This window comes from Oceanimonas pelagia, assembly GCF_030849025.1.
Lineage (GTDB): Bacteria > Pseudomonadota > Gammaproteobacteria > Enterobacterales > Aeromonadaceae > Oceanimonas > Oceanimonas pelagia.
Genome location: NZ_CP118224.1, coordinates 998,795 through 1,022,161, shown reverse-complemented (window position 1 = coordinate 1,022,161; position 23,367 = coordinate 998,795). Strand labels below are relative to the sequence as shown.

At 57.7% G+C, this 23,367-nt stretch carries 23 protein-coding genes; 5 read left to right on the top strand and 18 right to left on the bottom strand.

The annotated features are described in order from the left end of the window. Window positions 1-7: 7 nt before the first annotated feature. The 10 genes from PU634_RS04715 to PU634_RS04670 form a co-directional block, all read right to left on the bottom strand. Window positions 8-1,354, bottom strand: a complete 1,347-nt coding sequence (locus PU634_RS04715) for an NAD(P)/FAD-dependent oxidoreductase (RefSeq protein ID WP_306762906.1) — start codon at window positions 1,352-1,354, stop codon at window positions 8-10. Window positions 1,355-1,421: 67 nt separating this feature from the next. Beyond that, window positions 1,422-2,915, bottom strand: a complete 1,494-nt coding sequence (locus PU634_RS04710) for an aldehyde dehydrogenase (protein ID WP_306762905.1) — start codon at window positions 2,913-2,915, stop codon at window positions 1,422-1,424. A 3-nt stretch (window positions 2,916-2,918) separates the two neighbouring features. Continuing rightward, window positions 2,919-3,824 (bottom strand): dihydrodipicolinate synthase family protein, encoded by a 906-nt coding sequence (locus PU634_RS04705; RefSeq protein ID WP_306762904.1) that lies wholly within the window; start codon window positions 3,822-3,824, stop codon window positions 2,919-2,921. Window positions 3,825-4,209: 385 nt separating this feature from the next. Beyond that, window positions 4,210-5,196, bottom strand: a complete 987-nt coding sequence (locus tag PU634_RS04700) for a LysR family transcriptional regulator (RefSeq protein WP_306762903.1) — start codon at window positions 5,194-5,196, stop codon at window positions 4,210-4,212. Window positions 5,197-5,369: 173 nt separating this feature from the next. Then, window positions 5,370-5,699, bottom strand: coding sequence for an AzlD domain-containing protein (locus tag PU634_RS04695; RefSeq protein WP_306762902.1), 330 nt, complete (start codon window positions 5,697-5,699; stop codon window positions 5,370-5,372). Then, the gene (locus tag PU634_RS04690; RefSeq protein WP_306762901.1) at window positions 5,699-6,436 is read right to left on the bottom strand and encodes an AzlC family ABC transporter permease; all 738 of its coding nucleotides are present in this window, start codon (window positions 6,434-6,436) and stop codon (window positions 5,699-5,701) included. The genes PU634_RS04695 and PU634_RS04690 overlap by 1 nt, the downstream gene beginning before the upstream one ends. Window positions 6,437-6,511: 75 nt before the next feature. Beyond that, complete coding sequence (locus tag PU634_RS04685) at window positions 6,512-7,810, bottom strand: TRAP transporter large permease (RefSeq protein ID WP_306762900.1); 1,299 nt, start codon at window positions 7,808-7,810, stop codon at window positions 6,512-6,514. 19 nt (window positions 7,811-7,829) lie between these two features. Continuing rightward, on the bottom strand, window positions 7,830-8,366 hold the full coding sequence (locus tag PU634_RS04680) for a TRAP transporter small permease (RefSeq protein ID WP_306762899.1): 537 nt from the start codon (window positions 8,364-8,366) through the stop codon (window positions 7,830-7,832). Window positions 8,367-8,420: 54 nt separating this feature from the next. Beyond that, the gene (gene dctP / locus PU634_RS04675; protein ID WP_306762898.1) at window positions 8,421-9,461 is read right to left on the bottom strand and encodes a TRAP transporter substrate-binding protein DctP; all 1,041 of its coding nucleotides are present in this window, start codon (window positions 9,459-9,461) and stop codon (window positions 8,421-8,423) included. A 190-nt stretch (window positions 9,462-9,651) separates the two neighbouring features. Then, a complete protein-coding gene (locus tag PU634_RS04670; RefSeq protein ID WP_306762897.1) occupies window positions 9,652-10,536 on the bottom strand; it encodes an MBL fold metallo-hydrolase in 885 nt (294 codons plus the stop codon). A gap of 207 nt (window positions 10,537-10,743) precedes the next feature. Here PU634_RS04670 and PU634_RS04665 point away from each other — a divergent pair, with 207 nt between their 5' ends. Together PU634_RS04665 and PU634_RS04660 are read left to right on the top strand one after the other, a co-directional pair. Continuing rightward, a complete protein-coding gene (locus tag PU634_RS04665) occupies window positions 10,744-11,733 on the top strand; it encodes a GlxA family transcriptional regulator (protein ID WP_306762896.1) in 990 nt (329 codons plus the stop codon). Then, entirely contained in the window at window positions 11,730-12,707 is a 978-nt protein-coding gene (locus tag PU634_RS04660) for a GlxA family transcriptional regulator (RefSeq protein ID WP_306762895.1), read from the top strand. Before PU634_RS04665 ends, PU634_RS04660 begins: the two co-directional genes overlap by 4 nt. Before the next feature lie 111 nt (window positions 12,708-12,818). Here PU634_RS04660 and PU634_RS04655 read toward each other — a convergent pair whose 3' ends face one another. Genes PU634_RS04655 through PU634_RS04645 form a run of 3 tightly spaced genes read right to left on the bottom strand, consistent with a single transcriptional unit; the run spans window position 12,819 to window position 14,574 of the window. Then, complete coding sequence (locus PU634_RS04655) at window positions 12,819-13,517, bottom strand: alpha/beta fold hydrolase (RefSeq protein ID WP_306762894.1); 699 nt, start codon at window positions 13,515-13,517, stop codon at window positions 12,819-12,821. A gap of 42 nt (window positions 13,518-13,559) precedes the next feature. Continuing rightward, entirely contained in the window at window positions 13,560-13,868 is a 309-nt protein-coding gene (locus PU634_RS04650) for an AzlD family protein (RefSeq protein WP_306762893.1), read from the bottom strand. Continuing rightward, entirely contained in the window at window positions 13,858-14,574 is a 717-nt protein-coding gene (locus PU634_RS04645) for an AzlC family ABC transporter permease (RefSeq protein WP_306762892.1), read from the bottom strand. Before PU634_RS04645 ends, PU634_RS04650 begins: the two co-directional genes overlap by 11 nt. 117 nt (window positions 14,575-14,691) lie before the next feature. On the opposite strand from PU634_RS04645, the gene PU634_RS04640 reads away from it, so the two are divergent. Continuing rightward, window positions 14,692-15,558: a LysR family transcriptional regulator gene (locus PU634_RS04640; protein WP_306762891.1), complete on the top strand. Its 867-nt coding sequence runs from the start codon at window positions 14,692-14,694 to the stop codon at window positions 15,556-15,558. Between the two features lie 7 nt (window positions 15,559-15,565). On the opposite strand, the gene PU634_RS04635 is transcribed toward PU634_RS04640, so the two are convergent. Beyond that, window positions 15,566-16,783 carry an MFS transporter gene (locus PU634_RS04635; RefSeq protein WP_306762890.1) on the bottom strand — a complete coding sequence of 406 codons (1,218 nt, stop codon included), beginning with the start codon at window positions 16,781-16,783 and terminating at the stop codon, window positions 15,566-15,568. A 145-nt stretch (window positions 16,784-16,928) separates the two neighbouring features. On the opposite strand from PU634_RS04635, the gene PU634_RS04630 reads away from it, so the two are divergent. Continuing rightward, a complete protein-coding gene (locus tag PU634_RS04630; protein WP_306762889.1) occupies window positions 16,929-17,834 on the top strand; it encodes a LysR substrate-binding domain-containing protein in 906 nt (301 codons plus the stop codon). 33 nt (window positions 17,835-17,867) lie between these two features. On the opposite strand, the gene PU634_RS04625 is transcribed toward PU634_RS04630, so the two are convergent. Both PU634_RS04625 and PU634_RS04620 read right to left on the bottom strand, forming a co-directional pair. Continuing rightward, window positions 17,868-18,764, bottom strand: coding sequence for an aspartoacylase (locus PU634_RS04625; protein WP_306762888.1), 897 nt, complete (start codon window positions 18,762-18,764; stop codon window positions 17,868-17,870). 124 nt (window positions 18,765-18,888) lie between these two features. Further along, window positions 18,889-20,268 (bottom strand): YfcC family protein, encoded by a 1,380-nt coding sequence (locus PU634_RS04620; protein WP_371319622.1) that lies wholly within the window; start codon window positions 20,266-20,268, stop codon window positions 18,889-18,891. 214 nt (window positions 20,269-20,482) lie between these two features. Between PU634_RS04620 and PU634_RS04615 the strand changes: the two genes are divergently transcribed. Then, the gene (locus PU634_RS04615; protein WP_306762886.1) at window positions 20,483-21,382 is read left to right on the top strand and encodes a LysR family transcriptional regulator; all 900 of its coding nucleotides are present in this window, start codon (window positions 20,483-20,485) and stop codon (window positions 21,380-21,382) included. 309 nt (window positions 21,383-21,691) lie between these two features. Here the strand turns inward: PU634_RS04615 and PU634_RS04610 are convergent, their stop codons facing one another. Together PU634_RS04610 and PU634_RS04605 are read right to left on the bottom strand one after the other, a co-directional pair. Then, on the bottom strand, window positions 21,692-22,045 hold the full coding sequence (locus PU634_RS04610; RefSeq protein WP_306762885.1) for a EutQ-related cupin domain-containing protein: 354 nt from the start codon (window positions 22,043-22,045) through the stop codon (window positions 21,692-21,694). Beyond that, window positions 22,042-23,358: an NAD(P)/FAD-dependent oxidoreductase gene (locus PU634_RS04605; protein ID WP_306762884.1), complete on the bottom strand. Its 1,317-nt coding sequence runs from the start codon at window positions 23,356-23,358 to the stop codon at window positions 22,042-22,044. The genes PU634_RS04610 and PU634_RS04605 overlap by 4 nt, the downstream gene beginning before the upstream one ends. Window positions 23,359-23,367 lie beyond the last annotated feature (9 nt).

Below are 23,367 nucleotides of genomic sequence, written 5' to 3'. Positions count from 1 at the left end.
CCAAGACTTACAACTCAATACCCGCCAGCCATTCCTTCCAGCGCATGGTCAGGTTGGCGCCCACCGACAAGAAAGGCTCGGGCGGCAACCGCCTAGGCGCCTCATAGCTCATAAACTCATCCAGCAGTTCAGATCTGTGGTTCAACGCCAGGTCCACCGCCAGCATACCCGAAAGCGTCCCTTTCACCGTACCCAGACCGTTCTGGCAGGCAGCGGAATATACCCGCGACTCCAGCTCACCAAAGGCCGGCACCGAGTTCCAGGACAGGCACAGCCGGCCCCCCCAGCGGTGCTCCATCGGCACCCCGTCGAGCATGGGAAAGCGGGCGGCAAAGGCGCGGTCGTGAGCCTTGAACACATCCCTGAGCTGGCGCTCGGAAATTTCCATCGACTGATTCAGGGTAAAGCGGTTGCGCACCGTCACCCGATCGCCGCTGCCCATCAGGCTTGATACTCGACGTACCGTGGTGCCCATGGGATCCGCCGGCAACACGCCCCAGTCCGGTGTGCCCCCCAGCCGGGCCGCTTCGCCGGCCGACAGGGCCCGGGTCATGGAGGCATAGGTAAACACGTGCAGCAGCTGGCGCGGGTAGAAGCCGAACGACTGAATATGGCCGTTCACCGCCAGGATCACATGGCGGGCACGAACCCGGCCCTGGGGGGTATGCAGCACATGCTCGTCGCCCAGATCCATTTTCAGCACTGGGCTCTGTTCGTAAATGGCCACCCGCTCGGCCAGGCCCTCTGCCGCCATGCGAATAAAGGCGGCCGGCTGAATCATCACCGCGCCCGGGGTATAAAGCCCTTTCTGGTAAAAATCGATGCCGGTGTGGGCCTTCATCTCGCCGGCATCAAGCAGGCGATACTGCTCACCCAGGCCTTCCAGGTGGCGGGCATAGCTGTCGATATGCTGCGCACCCTTGGCGGTGGCGGCACCGGTCAGCTTGCCACAGGGATCAAACACCCGCTCGGGCATGTCAAACTCCCGGGCCATGTTCCGGGCAAAGTCGATGGCCGCCCGGTTCAGCCGGATCTGCAGCATATCGGCCTCGGCCGCGCCGGCATAGGTTTCCGAGTTCAGTTCGTGGGGCAGATCAATCATAAAGCCGCTGTTGCGCCCCGCCGGCCCCTGGGCCAGCCGGCCCGCTTCCAGCAGTACCACGCGGTCATCGCCAACCAGCTGGCTCAGGCGCCGGGCGGCGGCCATGCCCGCAAAACCGCCACCCACGACCACCCAGTCGGCCCGAATATCCTCTTTCAACTCAGGGTGAGTACGCGCAGGCGGAAGAATACTGTTCCAGCCGGCCGGCCCGGTATCCCTGGGAAGGCGGCGGACATTAATGGTTTTGGTCATTCTCCGATTCCTCTCGAAGAAAAGTAGGTCACGACAAGCCCGGCGCCGTGCGCCGGGCGTTATCGGCTTAGTCGTTCAGATCCAGCCAGATGGTTTTCAGCTGGGTGTACTGATCGTGGGCATGAACGGAGTTGTCACGGCCGCCAAAGCCGGATTGCTTGTAGCCGCCAAAGGGGGTGGTGGCATCTCCCTCACCGAAGCAGTTCACGGTAACGGTACCGGCGCGTACCGCCCGGGCCGCCCGCAGCGCCTTTTTGGCATTGCCGGTGAATACCGAGGCCGCCAGGCCGTAGTCGGTATCATTGGCAACCGCGATGGCCTCCTCGACGCTGGACACGGTGATCACCACCAGTATCGGGCCGAAGATTTCTTCCCGTGCCAGCACGTCGCCGTTCTTCACGCCGTCGAAAATGGTGGGGGGCACGCAGTTGCCTTCCATCGGCTCACCGCCCAGCAGCACGGTATGACCGTCCTGCTTGCCCCGGTGCAGATAGCTCACCACCTTGTCGAAATGCCCCTTGTCGACCAAAGCACCCAGTTTGTTGGCCGGATCCAGCGGGTCGCCGGTGCGCCACTCGCGGGTCTTGGCGCAAACACGCTCGAGCAGGGCATCCTTGATGTTTTCATGCACGATAAGCCGTGAGCCGGCAGAGCAGTTTTCGCCCATGTTCCAGAAGGCGGCGGCCACCACATGGTCGGCCACGCTGTCCAGGTTTTCGGCATCGTCCAGCACGATGCAGGGGTTCTTGCCGCCGCATTCCAGCACCACTTCCTTGAGGTTGGACTCGGCGGCGTAGTTCAGGAACAGGCGGCCGGTCTCGGTGGAGCCGGTAAAGGTCACCATGTCCACATCGGCATGGCGGCCAATGGCGGCCCCGACCACGGAGCCGCGGCCGGTGACCACGTTAAGCACACCGGCGGGCAGGCCGGCTTCGTGCGCCAGCTCAGCCACCCGCAGCGTGGTCAGCGAGGTCTGCATCGCGGGTTTGAGCACTACAGTACAGCCGGCCGCCAGCGCCGGGCCCAGTTTCCAGCCCAGCATCAGCAGCGGAAAGTTCCAGGGCAGCACCGCGCCCACCACACCGATAGGCTCGCGCACCACCATGGCCACGGCATCCGAGCCGACGGGCGCGGTCTGATCGTAAATCTTGTCGACCGACTCGGCGTGCCAGCGAATAAAGTGAATGGTTTCGGGCACGTCGACCGTCTCGCACTCGGCGATCGGCTTGCCGGAGTCCAGGCTTTCCAGCACCGCCAGTTCAAGGCTGTGCTGCTCCATCAGATCGGCCAGCTTCAGCAATACCGCCTTGCGCTCGTTGGGATGCAGCTCGCTCCAGCGGCCATCGTCAAAGGCGTCACGAGCGGCCTGCACTGCCAGATCCACGTCTTCGGTGCCGCAGGCGGCGATCTCGGCCAGAACTTCGCCGGTGGCCGGGTTAATGGTCGGCAGGGTCTCACCGGACAGCGCCGGACGAAAACGGCCGCCGATAAAGCTCTCGGTGGGGAATTGCAGCTCGGCCGCAAAGGCGTGGTACTGTTCCCGGGTCAGCAGTTCGCTCATGATTTATTCTCCCTTCTCGATGCCGGCGATGGCCGCCTTCAGGGTGCCGATAACCTGTTGCAGTTGCTGCTTTTCGTCCTCTTCCAGGCCCAGCAGGGGCTTGCGGGTCGCGCCGGCAAACTGGCCCGACAGGGTCACGCCGTGCTTGACACACTGAATGAACTTGCCACCCTGCTCCAGCACACTCATCAGCGGCATCATGGCGGCCATGATGCGGCGGCCCTTGTCAAAGTCTCCTTCCACCACACAGGCGTTGTAGAGGGCCACATGTTCCTCGGGCAGGAAGTTGGAGCCGGCGCACACCCAGCTTTTCGCACCCCAGGCGAAGAATTCCAGGGCCTGATCGTCCATGCCGCAGGAAGTCTGCAGTTCGGGATATTTCCCTACCAGCAAATGCAGGCGATTGATGTCACCAGAGCTTTCCTTGATGGCGCAGATATTGGCCGAGCCGCTCACCCGCTCGAAAAACTCCTCGCCCATGGTCACACCCATGCGCGCCGGGTAGTTGTACAGCATAATTGGCAGGTTGGCGGCCTTGTCCACGGCCAGCACATGCTCAGCCAGCTCCCGTTCGGTGGGCAGGGAATAGGGCGGAGTGGCCACCAGAATGGCATCGGCGCCCTGCTCCACCGCCGCCCTGGCCAGGCTGATGGACTCTTCGGGGTTGATGGAGCCGGTGCCAAAGATCACCGGCACCCGGCCGGCGCTGCGCTCCACGGCCACCTGCAGCAGCTGGCTGCGCTCGGCCTGAGTTTCCACGTAGTATTCACCCGTGGTGCCGCCAACGATAATGCCGTGAACGCCGGCCTCGATGAGGGAGTCAATCAGGGCGCCAAATGCCGCATAATCAATGCTGTTGTCTTCGGCAAAGGGGGTAATAACGGGAGTGTAAATTCCTTCGAATCGCATGGGCTTCACCTATATCCATATGTGTTTTCGTTTGAAGACGCCGCCCAAATAATGTTGTCAACATTCAGGCGAGGCCGGCTTTTTGATAACAAAATATTAACCACCAGCTCTCACCACTCACAACTTACTTTTATTAACGGTTAAACATAACCTTATGTTATCCATACCAAGGAAATAAAAGAGCCTGCTTACAGCAGGCTTAAAATAAAAAAGCTTCTCCCCAAAGAATGGAGAGAAGCAAACGGGCTGACACAACAACCTGCATCAAAATGCTAAATTCAAATAAAAAAATGGCGAGTCATGTTTATTTATCAGAAATAATAACCTCGGGTTATCGAGCACTCAGACAGGCTCATCACTATTACATTAACCCGTCGAGTGCTCTTCAGCCCTCATTCGGTGAAACCGAAATACTGTCATCATGCATGTACCCAAGAAACCAGTCACGAAAACGGCACAGTGTCTCGTTATCGGCCTTGCTTTCCGGGTAAGTGAGAAAATGACGTTTTTCCCTGAAAACCACCTCCTGCTTGACCGGCCGCACCAGCAGCCCTTCTTCCACCAGGGGGGCCACCAGGTGATGCCAGCCCAGGGACACGCCCTGATGATTGAGCACCATCTGGATCAGCATGTTGTAATCATTGGCGTTGAACAGATGCTTGTCGGCAGCGGTGCGTTTTTCCAGGTTGATATTGAAAAAGGAAAACCAGACATTCCAGTCTACATGCTCCGCCACCTGGGCCCGGCCGTAAGGGCTCAGGTTCAGTAAAACGGCATCACTCAGCCCTTCCAGACTGGAGATAGCCGGGTTATCGCGCAAAAAAGCCGGGGTACAGACCGGGTAGATCAGATCATGAAACAGCGGAATGGAATGGTAGCCCTCTCGGGGATCGGAAATCTTGTTGATAAAAAGATCCGGGTGTACACCAGGCTCCATTTGCAGGAAGTTGCCGGTGGTCACCACATTGATGTCGATGTCCGGGTTACCGGCAAAGAAGTCGGGCAGGCGCCGCGACAACCAGAGTGCGGAGAAGGCCGTGGAGCAACAGATGGTCAGGGCCGGTTTCACACTGCTGGTGCTCTGAATGCGCTCGGCGGCCTGGGCTATGTTCACAAACGACAGATAGGCCGCATCATAAAAGATGTTACCGGCCTCGGTCAGTTCAACCGCCCTCCCGGTACGCTTGAACAGCTCCACCCCCAGGTGGGCTTCCAGCTCGCGGATCTGCCGGCTGATGGCCGCCTGAGTAACACAAAGTGCTTCCGCCGCCCGGGTGAAGCTCAGATACTTGGCCGCAGCCACAAAGGATCTGACGGCTCTCAATGAGGGCATTTTTACCAGAATCTTGTCTGGCTCCAGAGGCTTTACCATAGTCTTTTTTTCTGATTCCATCGCCGCAATCAACATTCCTTTATTGTATCCCACTTGTTATGCCGGCGCAGTAAACTGGCCGATATTCACCGGCCACAACAGCCCGCCCTCTTCCGCGAAAACGATGCGGCAATACCCCCTTTGTCTTTCCCCCGGGAAAACCCCGACATGGATTAAAAATAATAAAACTTTATCAGCCAGAATGTGCCCATACCTGCCATCAGGGGCCAGAACACCCCTTTTGAATACCAGGCCCACAGGGCCGTTACCGCCGCGGCAACAAGCTGAGCACCACTCTGCGTGGCCATGGTGTTGCCCTGCTGAAAAATAATGGCCGGCACCGAAAGTGCAGCCAGCACGGCAGGGGCCAGCAGGCTGAATACCTTTTGACACTTTGCCATATTAAAAGACAGGCTACCGTGAAGCTGAATAAATGAAAGCCTAATGGCAAAGGTCCCTATTCCTACCCCTACAAAAAGTAGCCAGAGTTCGACGCTATTCATTACTCCCCCTCCTCAACGCCCGTCTTTTTTGTGATAAAACGGCCACTAAACACATATCCCATGGCCACTCCCCCGACAATGGCGGCCATAAAGCCCATGTTATAGGGAAGGGATGAAAATACCGTTGCTATTCCGCCTGAGCACAGGGCTGCGGCTAATGTGGCCTGATCACGCACCACGGAAACCAGCATGGCAAGAAAAGATAATGGAATGGCAAACTCAAGCGACCAAGACGAAGGTATTTGTTCGCCCACCAGCATACCCACCATCACAAAGCAAACCCAGCTCACCCACATCATCAAGGCCGCACCACTGTAGTAAAACAGCTTCTTTCGACTATGGTCATCAGCCGCAAACCGAGCAACACACAAGCCATAGGCCTGATCGCTCAGCAAGTAAGCCAGGGGCCATTTATGACGTTTTTTTATGGAATGAAACAAGGGGGCAAAGGCGGCACTGTAAATCAAAAAACGGATGTTTATCATCAGGGTGGTAAACAGGATCACCACCGGCACCGCATTATCCTGTATCAGTTGATAGGCTGCCAGCTGCGCCGAACCGGCAAAGAACAACAAGGTGGCACCCAATGTCATTTCGGGACTGAACCCAAGGCTTGCACTGCTTGCACCCGTCACCAGGCCAAAGGGCAAGACCCCGGGTATCATGGGCAGCAGATCCCTGGCCCCCTCAATAAAAAAGTGACGTCTGGTTGCTTGAGTCATCTCTTCACCTTGCATTTCAGGCAGGCTCCGTTATCAGTACAACAGACAAGAAGCAGGCTCTGAGGCCTGCCGCTTGTCTGTGAGTCAGCATTAATTGATGTATCCGAACAGCCTGGGCAGATAGAGTGCCAGCGGCGGCCAGTAAGTGGTCACCAGCATAACAGGCAATGCGGCAAATGCCATAAAGCTCAGGGCAGGACGCATGACCTGAGACATGCCCACCCTGCCGATACGGCAGGTCATAAACAGAATGGGTGCCATGGGCGGGCTGTTGCAGCCAATAACCACACTGGTGCCCACAATGGCGGCAAAGTGCACGGGATCCACGCCAATATCCACCATCACCGGCAACAGTAACGGGCTGACTATCGCCACCACGCTGACATCATCCATGATCATGCCAAGCAGGATCAGAAAGATGTTCACCACCAGCAGAATAAGCAACTTGTTCTGGAACAAGTCCATCAGCAATTCCGTCAGTTGCTGGGGCACCCGTTCATAGGTAAAGATACGGCTGGCGACAAAGGAAAACACCAGGATCACCATGATCACGCCGGTGGTGGTGGCGGCGGCCAGCAGGCACTGGGCCATCTTTTTGAGATCCAGTTCCCGGTAGACAAAAAGACCAACCGGAATGGAATACACCACGGCGATGGCGGCGGCTTCGGTGGGTGTGAACACGCCGCCGTAAATACCGCCAAGAATGATCACCGGCAGCATTAACGCCGGCAGCGCCTTCCACATGTTGCTGCCTACGGCTTCAACCCGTTGGCGAAGATTGAGCACCTCGGCGGCCCCATCGGGATGACGGCGCATCTTGAGCCAGTTCAATACACAAAGCATCATGATCAACAGTATGCCCGGGCCAATGGTGGCCAGAAAACAGGCGGCAACCGACTGCCGCGTGACCACGGCATAAAGGATCATGGTAATGCTCGGGGGGATCAGCAGACCCAGCAGGGAAGAAATGCCCAGCAGTGCACTGGTGTATTCCCGCTTGTAACCATGTTTTTCCATGGGATCGATCATGATGGTTCCAATGGATGCCACGGCGGCGGATGCGGTGCCGGAAATAGCGCCGAATACGCCGCAGGCCACCACCATGGAAGAGCCCATGCCACTGCGTGACTTGCCCACCAGGGTCTCGACAAAGCTCACCAGCCGGGCCGCCATACCGCCGGCCTGCATCAGATAGCCGGTCATAACGAACAAGGGCAGCGCCAGCAGAATGATGGAGTTAACCGACCAGAATCCCGTGGTCATCAGGGATGAAATATCCACATCGTAGATAATCGAAAGAATAAAGGTCATGGCAGCGAAGGAGAACACAACCGGCACACCGATCATCATCAGCACAACGACTGCCACTATTGCAAGTAAAGCGCCCATAATACAATCCTGTTAAATATCAATACTGCTTTTCTGCCTCAGCCAAGGTCTGGTTGGCCGAGCAGACATCTCGCAAATCGCTGATGAAGTCCCGGAATAAATAAAAGATAAAAAGTACACTGGCAAAAAACAGGCTGCCTTGGGAAAAATACCAGGGCAGCTTAAGCACTGTGCTGGTTTGTCCCTTGCTGATACCCCATGCCAGCAGATCAAAACTCCAGGTCGCAAACATGAATGCCATAAACAGCGATATCAGTGTTGCTGTCATATGCATCACACGGATCACCGTTTTATTCTTGCAGATCACCTGAATAAAATCGGCACTGAGATGGGAGCGCTCGCGGGAAGCCAACACCGCCCCTAACATATACAGCCACATGGCCCCCAGAAGCACCAGCTCCTCCAGACCAAATACCGGCGCATTCAGCACTGCACGGGTGAATATGCCATAGGCCAGCATAATGGCAACGGCAAGGCTGATGAACACAACCACAGGCTTGATAATAAAGGCCAGCCCCCTGTCTATGGCTGCCATGATTCCAAGTAACTTGTTCATCACAAACTCCATTTAAATAAAGGGGCACCCATCCGGATACCCCGTCAACCTGACTTACTGAGTTACGGCATTCGGATCGGAGGCATTCTCCTGAAGCTTATCCATCAACTCCTTGCCCACTGCCGGCTCGATCTGAGGCCACACCTCTGCCCGTACACGCTCAACCCAGGCCTGCATTTCTTCCGTGCTCGGCACGATATATTCCATGCCGGCATCCTGAGCGGCTTTTATCCACTTTTCATCTTCCGCCCTGGCGTCCTTGAACTGCTTTTCGATAACAGCCTGAGCCGCATCGGCAATAATTGTCTGATCTTCCTGATCCAGCTCTTGCCAGGTTTCGTCGTTCATCAATATGGCGTAGGAGGAAAAGTTGTGCTTGGTGTGAACGAAATAATCGAGCTGATCGCGGAAGTATTCGTAGTCCCAGTAAATGACATTACCTGAATCACCATCTACCACACCGGTCTGAATGGAAGTATAAACTTCGGCCCAGTCAATGGGGACGGCCTGGAAACCCAGGGCTTTCACGGTTTGGGGAAGAGGGAACACCGGCGTTGAACGCACCTTGATGCCCTGGGCATCTTCAAAATTGGTGGCGTAGCGGCCCTTGGTGGCCACACCACCAAAACCTTCGGGATAAGGACCAAAATACTTCAGCCCAATATCTTTATAAACGCCACCCAGTATGTCTTTCAGCCAGCCGTTTTCACCATAAGCCTTGAGCGCATCTTCCCAGCCCAGTGTGAGGTAAGGAATATAATTAACCGCCAGTCGCTCATCATATGACGTTTGCGGCCAGGTCACCATCATGTCGATATTTCCCTTTACCAGCTGGTCAAAGAGCTCCTGCTGGCCGCCCAGTTCGCCCTGATAAAAAATACCCACCTTCATTCGACCATCGGATTTCTCCTTGATCAGATCAGCCCACATTTGCATTGATTTTCCCTGGGCTGAATCACGGTCACCGGACTCCAGTGCCAGTTTGAAGTTATATTTCTGATCGCTGGCAACCGCATTGGCACTGGCAACAATAATGGTGGTCGAGATGGCAACGGTTCGTGCGAGGGTAAACGCATTGCTTAAAGAAAATTCCATCTTGCTTTCTCCCAACTAAGTCTGAACACTCAAAACCTTTTGGTAACAATATTGTTTAATCCTTGTAACCTCAACCAACATACTTTGCACAGAATTAATAACTTCAGGTTATTGATCGGTTTTGGTACAGGCTCAGAGCCGTATGTATACCACCCGCAAAAAAGCCGCCCCTCGGGCGGCTTGTTTCGACTCAGAAGCTCAGTGTGTCTCCATCTGCGGGGATCTCGACACGTTCCTCCAGTCCCTTCTCCCGGACATAATTGCTGAGTTCATCCCGGGTCTGGCCCATGTGGTTGATGGCATCCATATGCACCGCCACCACGGTTGCCCCTGGCGCTTGTTCTGCCAGGCGCACCACATCTTCCTTGCCCATGATAATAGCGCCGTCATAGTCGTTCAGGCGCGCATAGCCGGCGTTTGCCACCACCACCTCAGGGTGATACTCGGCCAGCGCCTGACCGACCTCATTACGCCAGATGGTATCGCCCACCAAGTACAGGGTTTCGTGCTCCGGCGCCTCAAACACCACCCCCATGGCCTCTCCCAGGAAACCCGCCAGCATTGAGTTCGCAAACATCTCGTCGGTGCCGTGCTGGCCCCCCGTCCGGCTGAGGGTAACACCGCCGAACTCGGCGCTGTCGCCAAGCACGCGCACATCCTTAAACCCCTGGGAGCGGATCAGTTTGGCATCGGCTTCATGCTGCGCGAACAGCGGAGTGTCCTTGGGCAGCAGCGCCTGTGCCGCGTCATCCCAGTGATCAAGGTGGGTATGGGTAACAATGATGGCGTCCACATCGTCAAAGACTGCTTCCGCCGGCATCGGCAGCTCAACCAGGGGGTTACGCAGGTGGCTGCGGTAAGTGTCCTCAAACCCCGGATATGCCCCTTTTTTGGCGAGCATGGGGTCAATCAAAAAGGTGGTGTCGGCGTAGCTGATCTTGACCGTGGCGTTGCGAATAAGCTGCAACTGAACCTCACCATCCTGAGTGGCTGCCGGCTCTGCGGCCCAGGCCCCGTGATTGGTCAGCAGTCCCAAAGCCAGTGCAACGGAGGCGGTAGCGCGCTTGATGTTCATAAATTAATTCCTGTCTGAATGGAGCATTTCCGGTCCCCGCCTGAGAGGCGCTTCGTCCGGTTCTGCTCCGGTGGCAACTGAGTCGACCCGGGCTGCACCTCGGGCCGTTTAAGCCTGATCAGTTTGCCGGGAGCGACAGTGAGCCGCCATTGACCCGAATGACAAGATTGGATAGTTTTGGGCCATTCTTGTTAGACGAGGTGCTCCATGTCTCCCACCCGTATCGCCGTGCTCGCGTTTGGAGGTGTCAGCCTGTTTCAGCTCTCCGTCCCGGCGATGGTCTTCGGCGCCGTCAATGGGCCGGCAGATTTTCCCCGTTACGAGGTGCGCTACTGTGCACAACAGCCCGGCGCGGTGCGCAGTGATCAGGGTCTGATGATCGAGGTCACAGACGGATTGAACGCGCTAACCGAGGCCGACATCGTCGTGGTACCTGCCTGGAGCAGTCCCGAAGTAGCGGCCCCGGTTGAACTGACGGAAGCCCTGCGCCGGGCCCACGAGCGGGGTGCACTGACCGTGGGCTTGTGTCTGGGTGCCTTCGTGCTGGGCGATGCGGGCCTGCTCGACGACCGGGAAGCCACCACCCACTGGGTGGCAAAAGACCTGTTTGCCCGGCGTTTTCCCCGCACCCGGTTCCGGCCGGATGTGCTCTATGTTGCGGACGGCAACGTGATCACTTCGGCGGGTACGGTGGCCGCCATCGACTGTTGCCTGCATCTGGTGCGTGAGCGCCATGGCTCGGACGCGGCCAACCGCATGGCCCGGCTGCTGGTCACCCCGCCCCACCGCCAGGGCGGCCAGGCCCAGTACATTGAGCGGCCGGTGCCGCAGATCCACAGTGAAAACCGCCTGCCCGGTGTACTGGAATGGGCCCGGGCACATGTGTCCGAGCCGCTCACGGTTGATCAATTGGCCGAAGTGGCCATGATGAGCCGGCGCACCTTTACCCGGCGCTTTCGGGAAGCCACCGGCACCACAGTGCTCAAATGGCTTAACGCCGAGCGGGTGGCCCGGGCGCAACAACTGCTGGAAACCACCGAGATGCCCATAGAATGCATTGCCTCGGAGGTAGGCTTTGGCACGCCTCTGTCGCTGCGTCAGCAGTTCAGCGCCCAGCTGGGCACCTCGCCGTCCGATTACCGACGCAGTTTTTGTCAGCGCCGGCAGGCTGGGACTCAAGGACAAGGCAACGCATGAGTGAAAGAAGACTGATCGAAATCGGCATCATCCGCTATTCGGGGGCTCAGCAATCGGCGGTGCTGGGGTTGACCGATTTGTTCGACATGGCCAACCGCATCGCCGTCAGCCGCGGCCAAAACAACACGCCGATATTGCGTATCAGCCACTGGCAGGCGGAGGCTGCAGCCGCCGCGCCGCACCGGGTGTTTGACAGCTGCCCGGATGCACAGCCAGGCACCCTGACGGCGCTGATCCTGCCGCCGACGCTGGGCGAGCCGATGGCTGCGGAAACATCCGCCCCACTGGCAAGCTGGCTGTGCGGCCAGCACGCCGGAGGAGCGATCCTCGGATCGGTATGCGCCGGCGCCTTTGTGCTGGCGGCCACCGGCCTGATGGCACATCGCCGCATGACCACCCACTGGACCTACGCCGAGAGCCTGCAGCAGCGTTTTCCCTCGGTGCGGGTCGACGCCGATAAACTGATCATTGATGACGGCGACATCATTACTGCCGGCGGCCTGATGTCCTGGACCGATCTGGGCCTGCGCCTGGTGGATCGCCTGCTCGGGCCCACCGTGATGCTGGAAACGGCCCGCATGCTGCTGGTTGACCCGCCCGGTCGTGAACAGCGTTACTACAGTGTGTTTTCCCCCCGCCTCACCCATGGCGATGCTGCTGTGCTCAGGCTGCAACACTGGCTGCAGGCCACCGGTGCCAGAGACATGGCACTGGCACGCCTGGCCGAGCAGGCCGGACTGGAGCAACGCACCCTGTTGCGCCGTTTTCAAAAGGCCACAGGCATGACCACCACGGAGTATTGCCAGCGGCTGCGGGTGGGCCGGGCACGGGAGCTGCTGCAATTTGGCGGCGCCACCATAGAGCGGGTGGCCTGGGAAGTGGGCTATGGCGATACCGGTGCCTTTCGCAAGGTATTTACTCGCTTGGTGGGCCTGTCACCGGGCGAATATCGCCGCCGTTTTGGCGTAGCTTGATGGATGAGCACCACGCAAAGTGATCCGGTGCCAAGCGCGCCCCTACGGACTGTCGGTCATAACTCTTGGCAACGAATGCGAGGTATAAACGTTAATGGCCAAGCGCGACATTTACCCGCCGCATTGTATGTCCAGCCAGCGAAGCACCGTGGCAGCCAGCTTCTCAGGCTGTTCCAGGGGAATCATATGACCACTGTCATAAAACACCTGAAGGGACGCATCGGGAATGGCATCAACCAGCTCATCGGCTTCTTCAAGGGAGCGCAGGGAATCGTTTGCGCTGGCAATGACCAGGGTTGGGCAGCGCAGGCTTGCCGCAGGAACATCCGCCCTGCGTAGTGCCGATTGCGTCACCAGGGCCTCATAGCCCAGCCGGCTTCCCATTTTTCTGATGCGGGAAACCAGGCCCGTATCGGAAGCGCGATCTGGATGCAGCGACCTGGCAATGGTTCCCGCACTCAGCCCGGTGAAGGTGTGCGCAGACAAAGCCTCTATGGCACGCTGTTTTGACTGCATTTGCTGCGTCGTATCCTCGCGCAGCGAGCTGGCGATGAGAATGAGCGCTTCCACCCGTTCCGGATAATCTGCCGCCAGTTGCCGGGCGATGTAGCCGCCCAATGAAAAACCAACCAGAACAAAGCGTGGAGGCAGTGCCGCCGCCATTCTCCCTGCTATCTCACGAATGGTCTGCCCGCCATTTAAAGATGGCGTATGCACCGACCATGTTTCGGGAAGGTAGCCTTGAAATTCATTCCACAGGGTTTCATCCAGCATAAACCCCGGGATCAGCGCAACGGCGCATGACGACATTCCCACCCCCTTCCATTCAACGAGCCATCAGTATCAAGCGAACTAAAAATACCGCATCACGGCGGCGGCTACCATGCCGCCAGCTATGGCCGGCAAGGGCTTTTTCAGCAGCAGCATGATGACCGCCGTGGTCAGCAAGGCCACTCGGGCGGCGTTATCCCCCGCCACCGCCATGGGCGCCAGCAGCGCCACCAGCACAGAGCCCGACATGGCCTGAATAAACCGCTTCACTCGATAATTGATGGGCACGAACGACATCAGGTAAACGCCGCCCCAGCGGGTTGCCAAGGCCACCAGTGCCATGATGAGTACGATAGCCAGGGTCCCTGTTCCGGTGGTTTCAATGTTCATGGTCGTGCGTTCCCCATACGGTGCCAATCATTCCCCCGGCCAGAGCGCCCACAAGCACATGGCTGTTGTCCGGCAAGTACCAATAGGCCAGCAAGGATGACAGGGCCGCCACCAACCAGATGATCAGCATGCGCGGGCTTTTTTCTCCACCAACGGCCATGGCCAGCAGGAAGCATCCCATCACCATGTCCAGCCCCAGCCTTTCGGGGTGACTGATGGCATTGCCAAAATAGACGCCAAGCCAGGTGCCGGACACCCAGAAGAACCACAGGGCCAGGCCACCGCCCAGTAACAGGCCAAACCCCGGCCTGCCGCCACTGAATGCCCGCATGGACATGGCCCAGTTGGCATCGGAGGCAAGCAGCATCACGCCATAGCGTTTTGCCGGGGTCAGCCGGCATAGCCAGGGATAAAGCGTGGCCCCCATCAACAGGTGCCGGGCATTGATGGCGAGGGCCGTCATCAGCATGGCAAAGAGCGGGATCTGTGCACCCCACTGCTCCAACAGTGCGAACTGGGCATAACCAGAGAAGGCCAGGGCACTCATGGCAATGATCGATGTGTCACTCAGGCCTTTTTGCTTTGCGGCCAGGCCAAAGGCCGCACCAAAGACGGTAACAAACACGGAAATGGGCGCCAGTTGCCGAAAACCGGACCAGATCAGGGAGCCGTCGAGTTGATATAACCCGGTATTGGCGGTTGTCATTTGCTGAACCTCACAGTGCTGTTTCTTACTCCGCTACTGTGCAGTTGGCATAATCTTTATAAAAGCGAATAATTCAAAAACAAACCATTCGATAACCTAATAAAGAGCCTCGACAACATGACCTATCAAGACCTGCAGATGGACTGGCTCAAATGCTTTGTTGCCGTGGTGGATGCCGGCTCGCTCTCCGCCGCGGCGCCACAAGTACACCGCTCCCAGTCTGCGGTCAGCATGCAGCTTAAAAAGCTGGAGGCCGCGCTGGAATGCCAGCTGCTGTTGCGGGGGCCCCGTCAGCACCAGCTGACGCCGGAAGGCCAAACGCTACTGGGGTATGCCCGCCGCATGCTTGATCTGCATGCCGAGACCCAGGCGGCATTTCATGGCAAGGAGCTCACTGGCCGCATTCGCCTCGGGGTACCGGATGACTATGCCGCCACCTATCTGACTCCGGCGCTCAAACGGTTCGCGCCCTATCACGGCAAGGTGGAAATCGAGCTGAACTGCGAGCAATCGACCTCCCTTATTCCTCGTATTGAACGTGGAGATCTGGATCTGGCACTGGTTTCCCGGGACTCCAGAAAGGGCGCCTTTCTGTTTTACGAACCCATGGTATGGGTTGGATCCCCGCAATTTGAAGTCTGGCGACGGGATCCCTTGCCCATTGCCGTGTATGAAAGCACCAGTCTCGCCAAGCACAATGCCATTAACACCCTGGCGCTGCAGGGGCGCCGCTACCGGGTGGTGTACAACAGCTCCAGCCTGGCCGGGCAAATTGCCGCCGTAGAAAGCGGACTGGCCATTGCCGTGCTGACCCAGTGCAGTGTGCCCGCCCACCTTGAAATTCTTGGCAGTGATCACGGTCTGGGCCCCCTGGCCCCCATGGAAGTGACCGTGATCAGAAGTCAGGCTTCCAAAGGCGCGGAAGCGGTAGACAGGCTCTATGAGGTACTGGTTAAAACCCTTCGCATTACAGGCGCCTCATAGAGCCGGCTCAAGTTGTTTGCTGTTGCAAAACCTGACGCTCCTGTATTGGCCAGTGCACCAGGGCGGAGAGCAGCGCCAGCAAGCCACCGAGCCACCAGACCGCATCGTAGTTGCCCGTCAGCTCAAACAGGACGCCGCCCAGCCAGACACCACAGAAACTGCCGAGCTGATGGCCAAGAAAGACGATGCCGTAAAGCAGTGACATATAGCGGGTACCGAACATCACCGCAACAAGACCCGACGTCGGCGGTACCGTGGCGAGCCAGAAGAAGCCCATCACCGCGCTGAACACCAGCACAGACGCCAGGCTTAGTGGCAGCAGCATGAAACCAATCACAGCCAGACCACGCACCAGGTAGATAATTACCAGTACCTCCCGCTTGGGATAGCGGCCGGATAAAATGCCCGAAAGATAAGCACCAATCACATTGCACAACCCGATCAAGGCGATGCTCCAGGCCCCCACCCCTGCGTCGAAGCCATTGTCGTTCAGGAAGGCTGGCATGTGCGCGGTAATGAAGGCGATCTGGAATCCACAGACAAAGAACCCGGCTACCAGCAACAAAAAGGAGCGGTACCGCAGTGCGGTCACTATCACCTCTTTCATCGACCGGTTTTCCATCTCCACCGCCACAGAGCCCTTCGCCGGTCGGCCGCCCCGGGCCAGCGGCAGCGCAAGCAATGCCATGCCCAGCGCCGAGAACGACAGCAGTTGCAGTGCCTGAATCCAGCCAAAATGGGCGATCAACTGCTGCGCGACCGGTACCACCACAAACTGTCCGAGCGAGCCCGCAGCGGTACCCAAACCCAACACCCATTGGCGACGCGATGCATCAACTGCACGAGCCATCGCCGGCAACACAATACCAAAGGCGGTACCGGCGATGCCGGCCCCCACCAGCAGGCCTGCCGAACTGTTGAGAACCCAGGGGCTGTCGACACCGGCCATCAGCCACATGCCCGCACTGTAGAGAATCGCACCCGCGGCAATGACACGGCCGGTTCCGAATCGGTCTGCCAGACCACCGGCGAACACGGCAATCACCCCCCAGACAATATTCTGGATAGCCAGCGAGAGTGAAATAACCTCTCGTGACCAGCCATTGCTCTCGGTGATCGGCGGCACGAACAAGCCAAAGCCCGAACGGAAACCAAAAGACAACATCAACAACAAACAGCCACTGGCTATTAGCAGCAGCACGCTGCGACGTTCACTGGAATGCATGACTTCACCTATCAAGAGTAGCAATATATGAAACAGATTTTTGACGAGCGGGGCCAAGCATACAAACCATAAATTCTGTCACATGGAATAGAAAAACTACTCCATAATGGGCGCTCATAACTTACGCCGGAAATTTGGAGCCCCGATGAAAACCCCACTCCCTCCTCTGCGCGCGCTGATCGCTTTCGAAGCCGCCGTCCGTCATGGCAGTTTCAAGCTTGCGGCCAATGAGCTGAACATCAGCCCGGGGGCGGTATCACAGCAGATCCGCAAGCTCGAGGACTGGCTCGGCTTTACGCTCTTCGTACGCGACATCCGCCAAGTGACGGTGACGGAACCAGGCCTTGAATATTATGGGCGTATCGCGCCGCCGCTCGCACAGATCCGCCAGGCAAGTGAGGCCTGTCGCAAACACCACGACCATTCAGTGTGCCTGTCATTAACCCCGGCCCTGGCCGCCCGTTGGCTGGGGCCACGCATTGCCGACTTCATTGAAGTCCATCCGGGCATTGACTTGCGTATTAACTCCGTGAGTCACCCAGTCGACTTCGAACGCGAGTCGGTCGATCTGGCGATTCGGCACTTTGATGGCCGAAACCCGCACCTTGAGGTTCATCTGCTGCAACAGGATGAAGTGATGGCACTTTGCTCACCGGAGTACCGTGATCGGCTGGGGTTGAGTGAACCCGACGACATCGCCGGAGCAGTACTGTTGCATATCGCACCCTACGTGCAGTGGGATGAATGGCTGGACCGTTTTACTGCTCTCGGCAAAATGGCAAGGCAGCGGATCCGCGCGTTATATTTCGACCAATCGCTGCTGGCGATTGATGCTGCCAAACGCGGCCAGGGGATGGTACTGAGCAACGGACTACTGGCGGCGGAAGAAATAGGCAGTGGCGAACTGATAAATCCCTTTGGTTGCAGCCTCTGCACATGCAAGGGCTACTATCTGGTTCACCCCAAGCGATCGCCGCTAAGCCCGGAAGCCAACCTGTTGAAGCAATGGTTGATTAAGCAGTTTGAACAGCTGCCTAATAGTTTTAGATAAAAAAGGCCGCCACAGACGACCGTTCAGCTTGACTCAGAAATAATCGGCGCAGCGCAGCACAATGCGCTGCGACATCGACATGGCGCTGTGACTCCGATGATAGGCAGCCTCATTGATAAACAGGGGATAGGCGGTGTAGTCCCCTTCCCAGCAAATCGGGACACCGTCAAAGGTTTCCATGATCACATCGCCCGGCTCAACCGGATGAAAGTCCCGCCGATCAAGACGCTTTGACACCATGGCGAGCCGCTGGCCCTGTTCATCCGTTGGCAGCACCAGGTCTTCCGTATACTGAAAAGCCTCAAACCCGGCCGGCAGCGAAGCCAATTTATCATCGTTATACAGCACCACATAATCGAGGATGTGAGCAGTCATGGTCTCCATCAGCTCCAGAGTTTCCTGCTGCAACACCGAATTCGGCTGAGGTCCCACCTCCACGGTAACCCCCTGCTGGGCCACGGATATCAGAAAGCGCTTGCGCTCTTTCGGCAGGTTGTCCTGAAAATAGATAACGGCTTCCGGCATGCGATCCTTTACATAGGCCGCCATACCAATATTGAAGGCGTCCTTGCGCAGCAACATCAGGCAAGCCCCCATGTTGGAAGTGGTATTGTGCAGATCGATCATCAGCTCAACCGGCGACCGGCCTCTGGGGCCAAACTGCTGGTTGAGCTTCTTGGCCAGCAACTGTTCGTAACCCACCAGCCGGTAATTCTGCAAATCCTCAAGGGCAAACTCCCGGTTCAGATCGGTTTCCATGTAGCGCACAGAGTGCTCGCAGGCCCTCGGGTTGGCGATGGTTTGCGTCAGCTCGAGCTGAGGCCAACGCGCGAACTGGCTGGTTTTATCCCATTTCTTCAGCAGATAGATGCCGGACAGCTCATTGCCATGAGTGCCGCCCACCAGGGCAACACGAGTAATATTGTGCATGATGTTCTCCGTCACAGGGCCTCAGGACAAGGCCAGGTTGACAATGGGTAAGCCGGATCAGTGATTCGGCCTGGCTCGGGACGCCGGCAGCGGCATCCCGAGCATGAAGGATTCGGTAACAGGATCAGGACCACTGCAACCATTGCGCCAGCATAATGAAACCCCAGCTAAGCACATAGATCAGGGCGACCAGCGGGAAAATCACTTTCAGCCAGTCCGAATAACCGACCCGGGCCAGGGCCAGCATGGCCAGAGTGCCTCCCGAGGTGGGCACTATCATGTTGGTCAGGCCATCCCCCACCTGAAACGCCAGTATCATGACCTGATAGGTAATGCCCACCAGATCCGCCAGCGGGATCAGCACCGGCATGGTCACCAGCGCCTGACCGGAGCCACTCGGAATAAAGAGGTTAATCACTCCCTGAATCACACTGATGCCGACTGCGATCAGCGACTCGGGCATCACGTCAAGGGCAAGGTTCAGGGTATTGACGATGGTGTAGATGATCTGGCCATCTTCCAGTACCACCTTGATCGAGGCAGCCAGGCCTATTACCAGGGCGCCGCCGGTGACCCGGGACGCCCCTTCAACCATGTGGGCCACATAACGATCGGGGGCAATGCGGCAAATGGCAGCAATGACAATCGACATCAGAATAAAGACGGCGGTGATTTCCTTTATATACCAGCTTCTTCCCAAGGTGCCCGTACCAGCCAGATAAGAACAGCCCGCAATCACCACAATGCCAAGGAAGAACACCGAGATGATGCCCAGATCCCGGGAGCTGAGGTGATAGTCCTCAATCTTTTTTGAAAGCGCTCCGGCGTCCCCCTCGCCTTTGCTCGCCGAATGTCTGGGCGCCACAAAGGTGGTGATATACCAGGCCAGCAGGCTTAGAGCCACAAAGGCCATGGCAAAACGCAGCAGGCCGCCAGAGAAAATGGGCAGGCCGGCAATGCTCTGTGCCACACCCACGGTATAAGGATTGATGGGTGATAGGGTAAAGCCGATGCCGATGCCGCCAATGGCGATGCACGCCCCCACCAGGTTGGTGTAACCCAAGGCGCTCGACACCAGCAGGGCGACGGGCACCAGGGCAATGTTGTTTTCATAGCCAACCGAAATTCCGAACAGGCCATAGAGATAGGTGGCCAGCCAGATCAGCAGGTTGCCCCGGCTCAGGCCGATTCGTTTTACCGCAGTGCCCACCAGGTTTTCCAGCGCATGGCTACGATAGAGAATATTGAACAGTCCGCCGGCAATAAAGACGATAAACAAATACTGTCCGGACTGGACCAACCCCTGGGGAATGGCCACAAAGAGATCGAACAGCTGGTTGATGGCGCCACCGATGGAATAGCCCGTGTTGTGATCTTCAAGGTAATGGAAGGAGTCTGCCACCACGCGTTGCCGGCCATCTACCAGCTCGGTCTCATAGGCACCCTTGGGAACGACCCAGGTCAGAAAGCCGGCCAGGATCAGGATATAAAAGATAAGCACCATGGGATCGGGAAATTTCTGATACCAGCACTTCCCTTCTTTGGAGACCAGTTCGCCCGCCCCGTTCTCATGTTCAAGATGCTCTTGCATTGTCACTCTCCATGTTCGTTGCTTGAGTGCAGGTTAAATGTGTGGGACGGGACTATTCCATAGCGAGAACATTTGCACAATGTCACTTTTTGTGCAGCATTATTTGAAAATGCTATATGGAGATATCATGAAATACCGGCAATTACAGGCTTTTTTGGCCACCATTCAGCAGGGCAGCTTTTCCCGGGCCGCCCTGATACTCTCCCTGTCTCAACCCTCCATAAGTCGTCTTATCAATGATTTACAGGATGATGTCGGCTTTGAACTGTTCAAGAAACAAAAAGGCAGGATGGTACCGACCCCGGAAGGCGTGGCGTTTTACGAAGAGGTCAGCACTATTTTTAACGGTATTCATCATCTGGAAAATTTTGCCGACAAGCTGAAAAAATCCACCCACGGCAACCTGACCATAGGTGCCACTCCGGCCCTGGCGACGATTCTGACTCCCATGCTGATCAAGTCGTTTATCGATAAGCACCCGCAGGTACATGTCAGTCTGCTGGTCGACAGCGTGGAGCAGTTGATCCGGGGCCTCGACAAACAACAGTATGATCTGATCATGACCAACCAGACCGAAGCCCACTCCGGGTTTATTGAAGAGCCGCTGGCTGAGGTTTCCTGGGTCTGTGTTATGCCGGCCACGCATGCCCTGGCCGAAAAGGCGATTATTACGCCCGCCGATCTGCAGGGTGAATGCCTGCTGAAGCTGGTGGATGAAAACGGCATGGAATGGAGCCACCATAAAAGCCTGCTGAAGGAGCATCACATCAAGGTTAACGAGCAGTTTTCCACCCAGCGCTCCTTATCGGGCTATGGTATGGTGGCCGCCGGCCTGTGCATTGCTCTGCTCGAGCCCTTCAATGCCTCGTTGTGGGAAGGCAGCAACCTGGTAATACGTCCTTTCGCACCCGAACTCAAATATCACTATTCCATGTATTATTCCACCGGCCAGGTTCGCAGCGAACTGTCCCGGGCCTTTACCCTGTGCGCCCGGGACTCGATAAGCAAGCTGCCAGACTATTGCTGAAGTATTGGCAAAAGGCTGTGCCAAAATGAGAGCCATTCCGAGGAACAATGTGGGTACAATGGCCTGGCAATCGCCAAGTTACATCCCGGTAAAATGCGGGAGTGACCGGGAAGCGACCACAGCGAATCGCACAATCCACTCCCTCATCGATAAGATCAACTACCCGCTCACTGCAACCGATATCTAAATGGATCTCTGGAAACCTGGAGGCGAAAGCCGGCAACGCGGGGACGATAAATAAAATCGCAGGGCAAACAAAAAAGCCGGCCCCGGGGCCGGCAAAGGTAGTGCTTGGAGACGTATCAAATATCAGGCCAGGCCGTGCAGCTCTTTCCAGTTGCCCGGGTGCACCACATAACCGAACAGGGCATGCCCGCCATATATCAATTCGGTGCCTTCGGGGATCCACAGCATCTGGCCGGGGCGCACCTCATGCTTTTTGCCGTTGGCGGTGAGCTCAAAGCAGCCTTCGATCACAAACACCACCTCGTCGTACAGTAGGGTCCAGGCCACTTCGGCCCCTTCCCAGCGGGCAAAGCCCACGCCGATGTTCGGCGACACTTCCGGGCTCAGGGCCCGGGCCACGTACGCCATGCCGGGTGAGTCGCCCCGTACGGTAAAGTCCAGCTCCTTGCTGTCAATCAGTTTTACTTCTTTGGTCACAGTTCACTCCTGCTCTGCCATTTGGCGAGGCGAATACGGCTTTTCACGCCCAACCCCAGGAAGGGCTCGGGCGGGTTCAGGCTGGGCATGCCGGTTACCTGGCGAATGTCGCGCAGCGCCTGGGTGTCCGCGCCCACCGCCATGTCCGCCAGCAGGGTGCCGGAAATGGTGCCCCAGGCCGCGCCCACGCCATTGTCGCAGGCACTGGCATACACACCGTCTTCGAGCTCGCCAAAGAAATTGGTGAAGTTGCGGGAAATGGCATACACGCCACCCCAGGTATGGGTAAAGGGCACCTCGGCAAGCTCAGGGTAACGGTCCAGAAACGCCTTGCGGTGATCGGCCCGAATTTTACTGCGCATACCCTCACTCACACTGGCGCCATATTTGGGCACGTGCTTGTAGCTGTTGCGAATGAGAATGCGCCGGTCGGCGGTCATGCGCAGGGTGGTGCCGGCATGATCCGCCGGGGTCAGGCCCCAGTTCAGCTCACCGCCGTAACGGGCCAGTTCGTCGTCGGTCAGCGGCCGGGTCCAGCTGGCAAAGGTCATCACCGGCAACAGCCGGTTTTTCAGGTAACCGAACTCGCGGGTAAAGATGCTGGCACCCAGCAGCAGGGTCGGCGCCTGAATCTCACCCTCGTCGCCCTGCAGCCGCCACAGGCCACCTTCACGGCGCAGCGAGCGAATGGGCGACTGCTCCAGCAGCTCCACGTTCTCGGGCAGGTGCTCGGCCATGCCGCGCACCAGGGCCGCCGGCTGCATCAGGTAGCAACCGGGAGTGAAAATGGCCTGGCGATAGAAGCCGGTGCCCAGCACCCGGCTCAGCTCGGCCTTGTCCACCCAGTGGTAGGGCTCGCCCAGATCCTTCATCAGGTGCTCGAAATGCTCGAGAAAGGCAATGCCGCGCTCGCCCACCGCGCCCTGATACTTGCCCACGGCGGACCACTGGCAGTCAATGCCGTGGCGCTCCACCAGCCCCTGCAGCTGGGCAATGGCGGCCCGGTTGAGATCCAGCAATTTCTGCTTGTGCACCGGATCCGGGTGCTCCAGGGCGAACTTGTGAGGCAGGTCAATCACAAAGCCGGAGTTGCGCCCGGAAGCGCCTTCCGCCACCCGCTGGGCATCCACCAGCACAATGCGGGCGTCGGGCTTGAGCTCGGCCAGCCGGCGGGCGGCGGCCAGGCCGGCAAAGCCCGCCCCCAGCACCGTATAATCGGCTTTCTGGCTGCCCTTGAGCCGGGTGGCGGGCGCCGCCGGGGGCAGCGCCTGATACCAGCCGCAGCTGTTGTCGTCGTTGGGTAAGGCAATCATGATCTGTTC

Excerpts from the sequence above, each read along its gene's own strand:
- PU634_RS04690 (WP_306762901.1), bottom strand. The coding sequence starts at position 6,436 with ATGCAAGGTGAAGAGATGACTCAAGCAACCAGACGTCACTTTTTTATT.
- PU634_RS04635 (WP_306762890.1), bottom strand. The coding sequence starts at position 16,783 with ATGCATTCCAGTGAACGTCGCAGCGTGCTGCTGCTAATAGCCAGTGGC.
- PU634_RS04605 (WP_306762884.1), bottom strand. The coding sequence starts at position 23,358 with ATGATTGCCTTACCCAACGACGACAACAGCTGCGGCTGGTATCAGGCG.
- PU634_RS04625 (WP_306762888.1), bottom strand. The coding sequence starts at position 18,764 with ATGCACAATATTACTCGTGTTGCCCTGGTGGGCGGCACTCATGGCAAT.
- PU634_RS04705 (WP_306762904.1), bottom strand. The coding sequence starts at position 3,824 with ATGCGATTCGAAGGAATTTACACTCCCGTTATTACCCCCTTTGCCGAA.
- PU634_RS04665 (WP_306762896.1), top strand. The coding sequence starts at position 10,744 with ATGTCTCCCACCCGTATCGCCGTGCTCGCGTTTGGAGGTGTCAGCCTG.
- PU634_RS04655 (WP_306762894.1), bottom strand. The coding sequence starts at position 13,517 with ATGTCGTCATGCGCCGTTGCGCTGATCCCGGGGTTTATGCTGGATGAA.
- PU634_RS04700 (WP_306762903.1), bottom strand. The coding sequence starts at position 5,196 with ATGGTAAAGCCTCTGGAGCCAGACAAGATTCTGGTAAAAATGCCCTCA.
- PU634_RS04640 (WP_306762891.1), top strand. The coding sequence starts at position 14,692 with ATGACCTATCAAGACCTGCAGATGGACTGGCTCAAATGCTTTGTTGCC.
- PU634_RS04660 (WP_306762895.1), top strand. The coding sequence starts at position 11,730 with ATGAGTGAAAGAAGACTGATCGAAATCGGCATCATCCGCTATTCGGGG.
- PU634_RS04670 (WP_306762897.1), bottom strand. The coding sequence starts at position 10,536 with ATGAACATCAAGCGCGCTACCGCCTCCGTTGCACTGGCTTTGGGACTG.
- PU634_RS04630 (WP_306762889.1), top strand. The coding sequence starts at position 16,929 with ATGAAAACCCCACTCCCTCCTCTGCGCGCGCTGATCGCTTTCGAAGCC.
- PU634_RS04620 (WP_371319622.1), bottom strand. The coding sequence starts at position 20,268 with ATGGTGCTTATCTTTTATATCCTGATCCTGGCCGGCTTTCTGACCTGG.
- PU634_RS04680 (WP_306762899.1), bottom strand. The coding sequence starts at position 8,366 with ATGAACAAGTTACTTGGAATCATGGCAGCCATAGACAGGGGGCTGGCC.
- PU634_RS04695 (WP_306762902.1), bottom strand. The coding sequence starts at position 5,699 with ATGAATAGCGTCGAACTCTGGCTACTTTTTGTAGGGGTAGGAATAGGG.
- PU634_RS04685 (WP_306762900.1), bottom strand. The coding sequence starts at position 7,810 with ATGGGCGCTTTACTTGCAATAGTGGCAGTCGTTGTGCTGATGATGATC.
- PU634_RS04650 (WP_306762893.1), bottom strand. The coding sequence starts at position 13,868 with ATGAACATTGAAACCACCGGAACAGGGACCCTGGCTATCGTACTCATC.
- PU634_RS04645 (WP_306762892.1), bottom strand. The coding sequence starts at position 14,574 with ATGACAACCGCCAATACCGGGTTATATCAACTCGACGGCTCCCTGATC.
- PU634_RS04715 (WP_306762906.1), bottom strand. The coding sequence starts at position 1,354 with ATGACCAAAACCATTAATGTCCGCCGCCTTCCCAGGGATACCGGGCCG.
- PU634_RS04710 (WP_306762905.1), bottom strand. The coding sequence starts at position 2,915 with ATGAGCGAACTGCTGACCCGGGAACAGTACCACGCCTTTGCGGCCGAG.
- dctP (WP_306762898.1), bottom strand. The coding sequence starts at position 9,461 with ATGGAATTTTCTTTAAGCAATGCGTTTACCCTCGCACGAACCGTTGCC.
- PU634_RS04615 (WP_306762886.1), top strand. The coding sequence starts at position 20,483 with ATGAAATACCGGCAATTACAGGCTTTTTTGGCCACCATTCAGCAGGGC.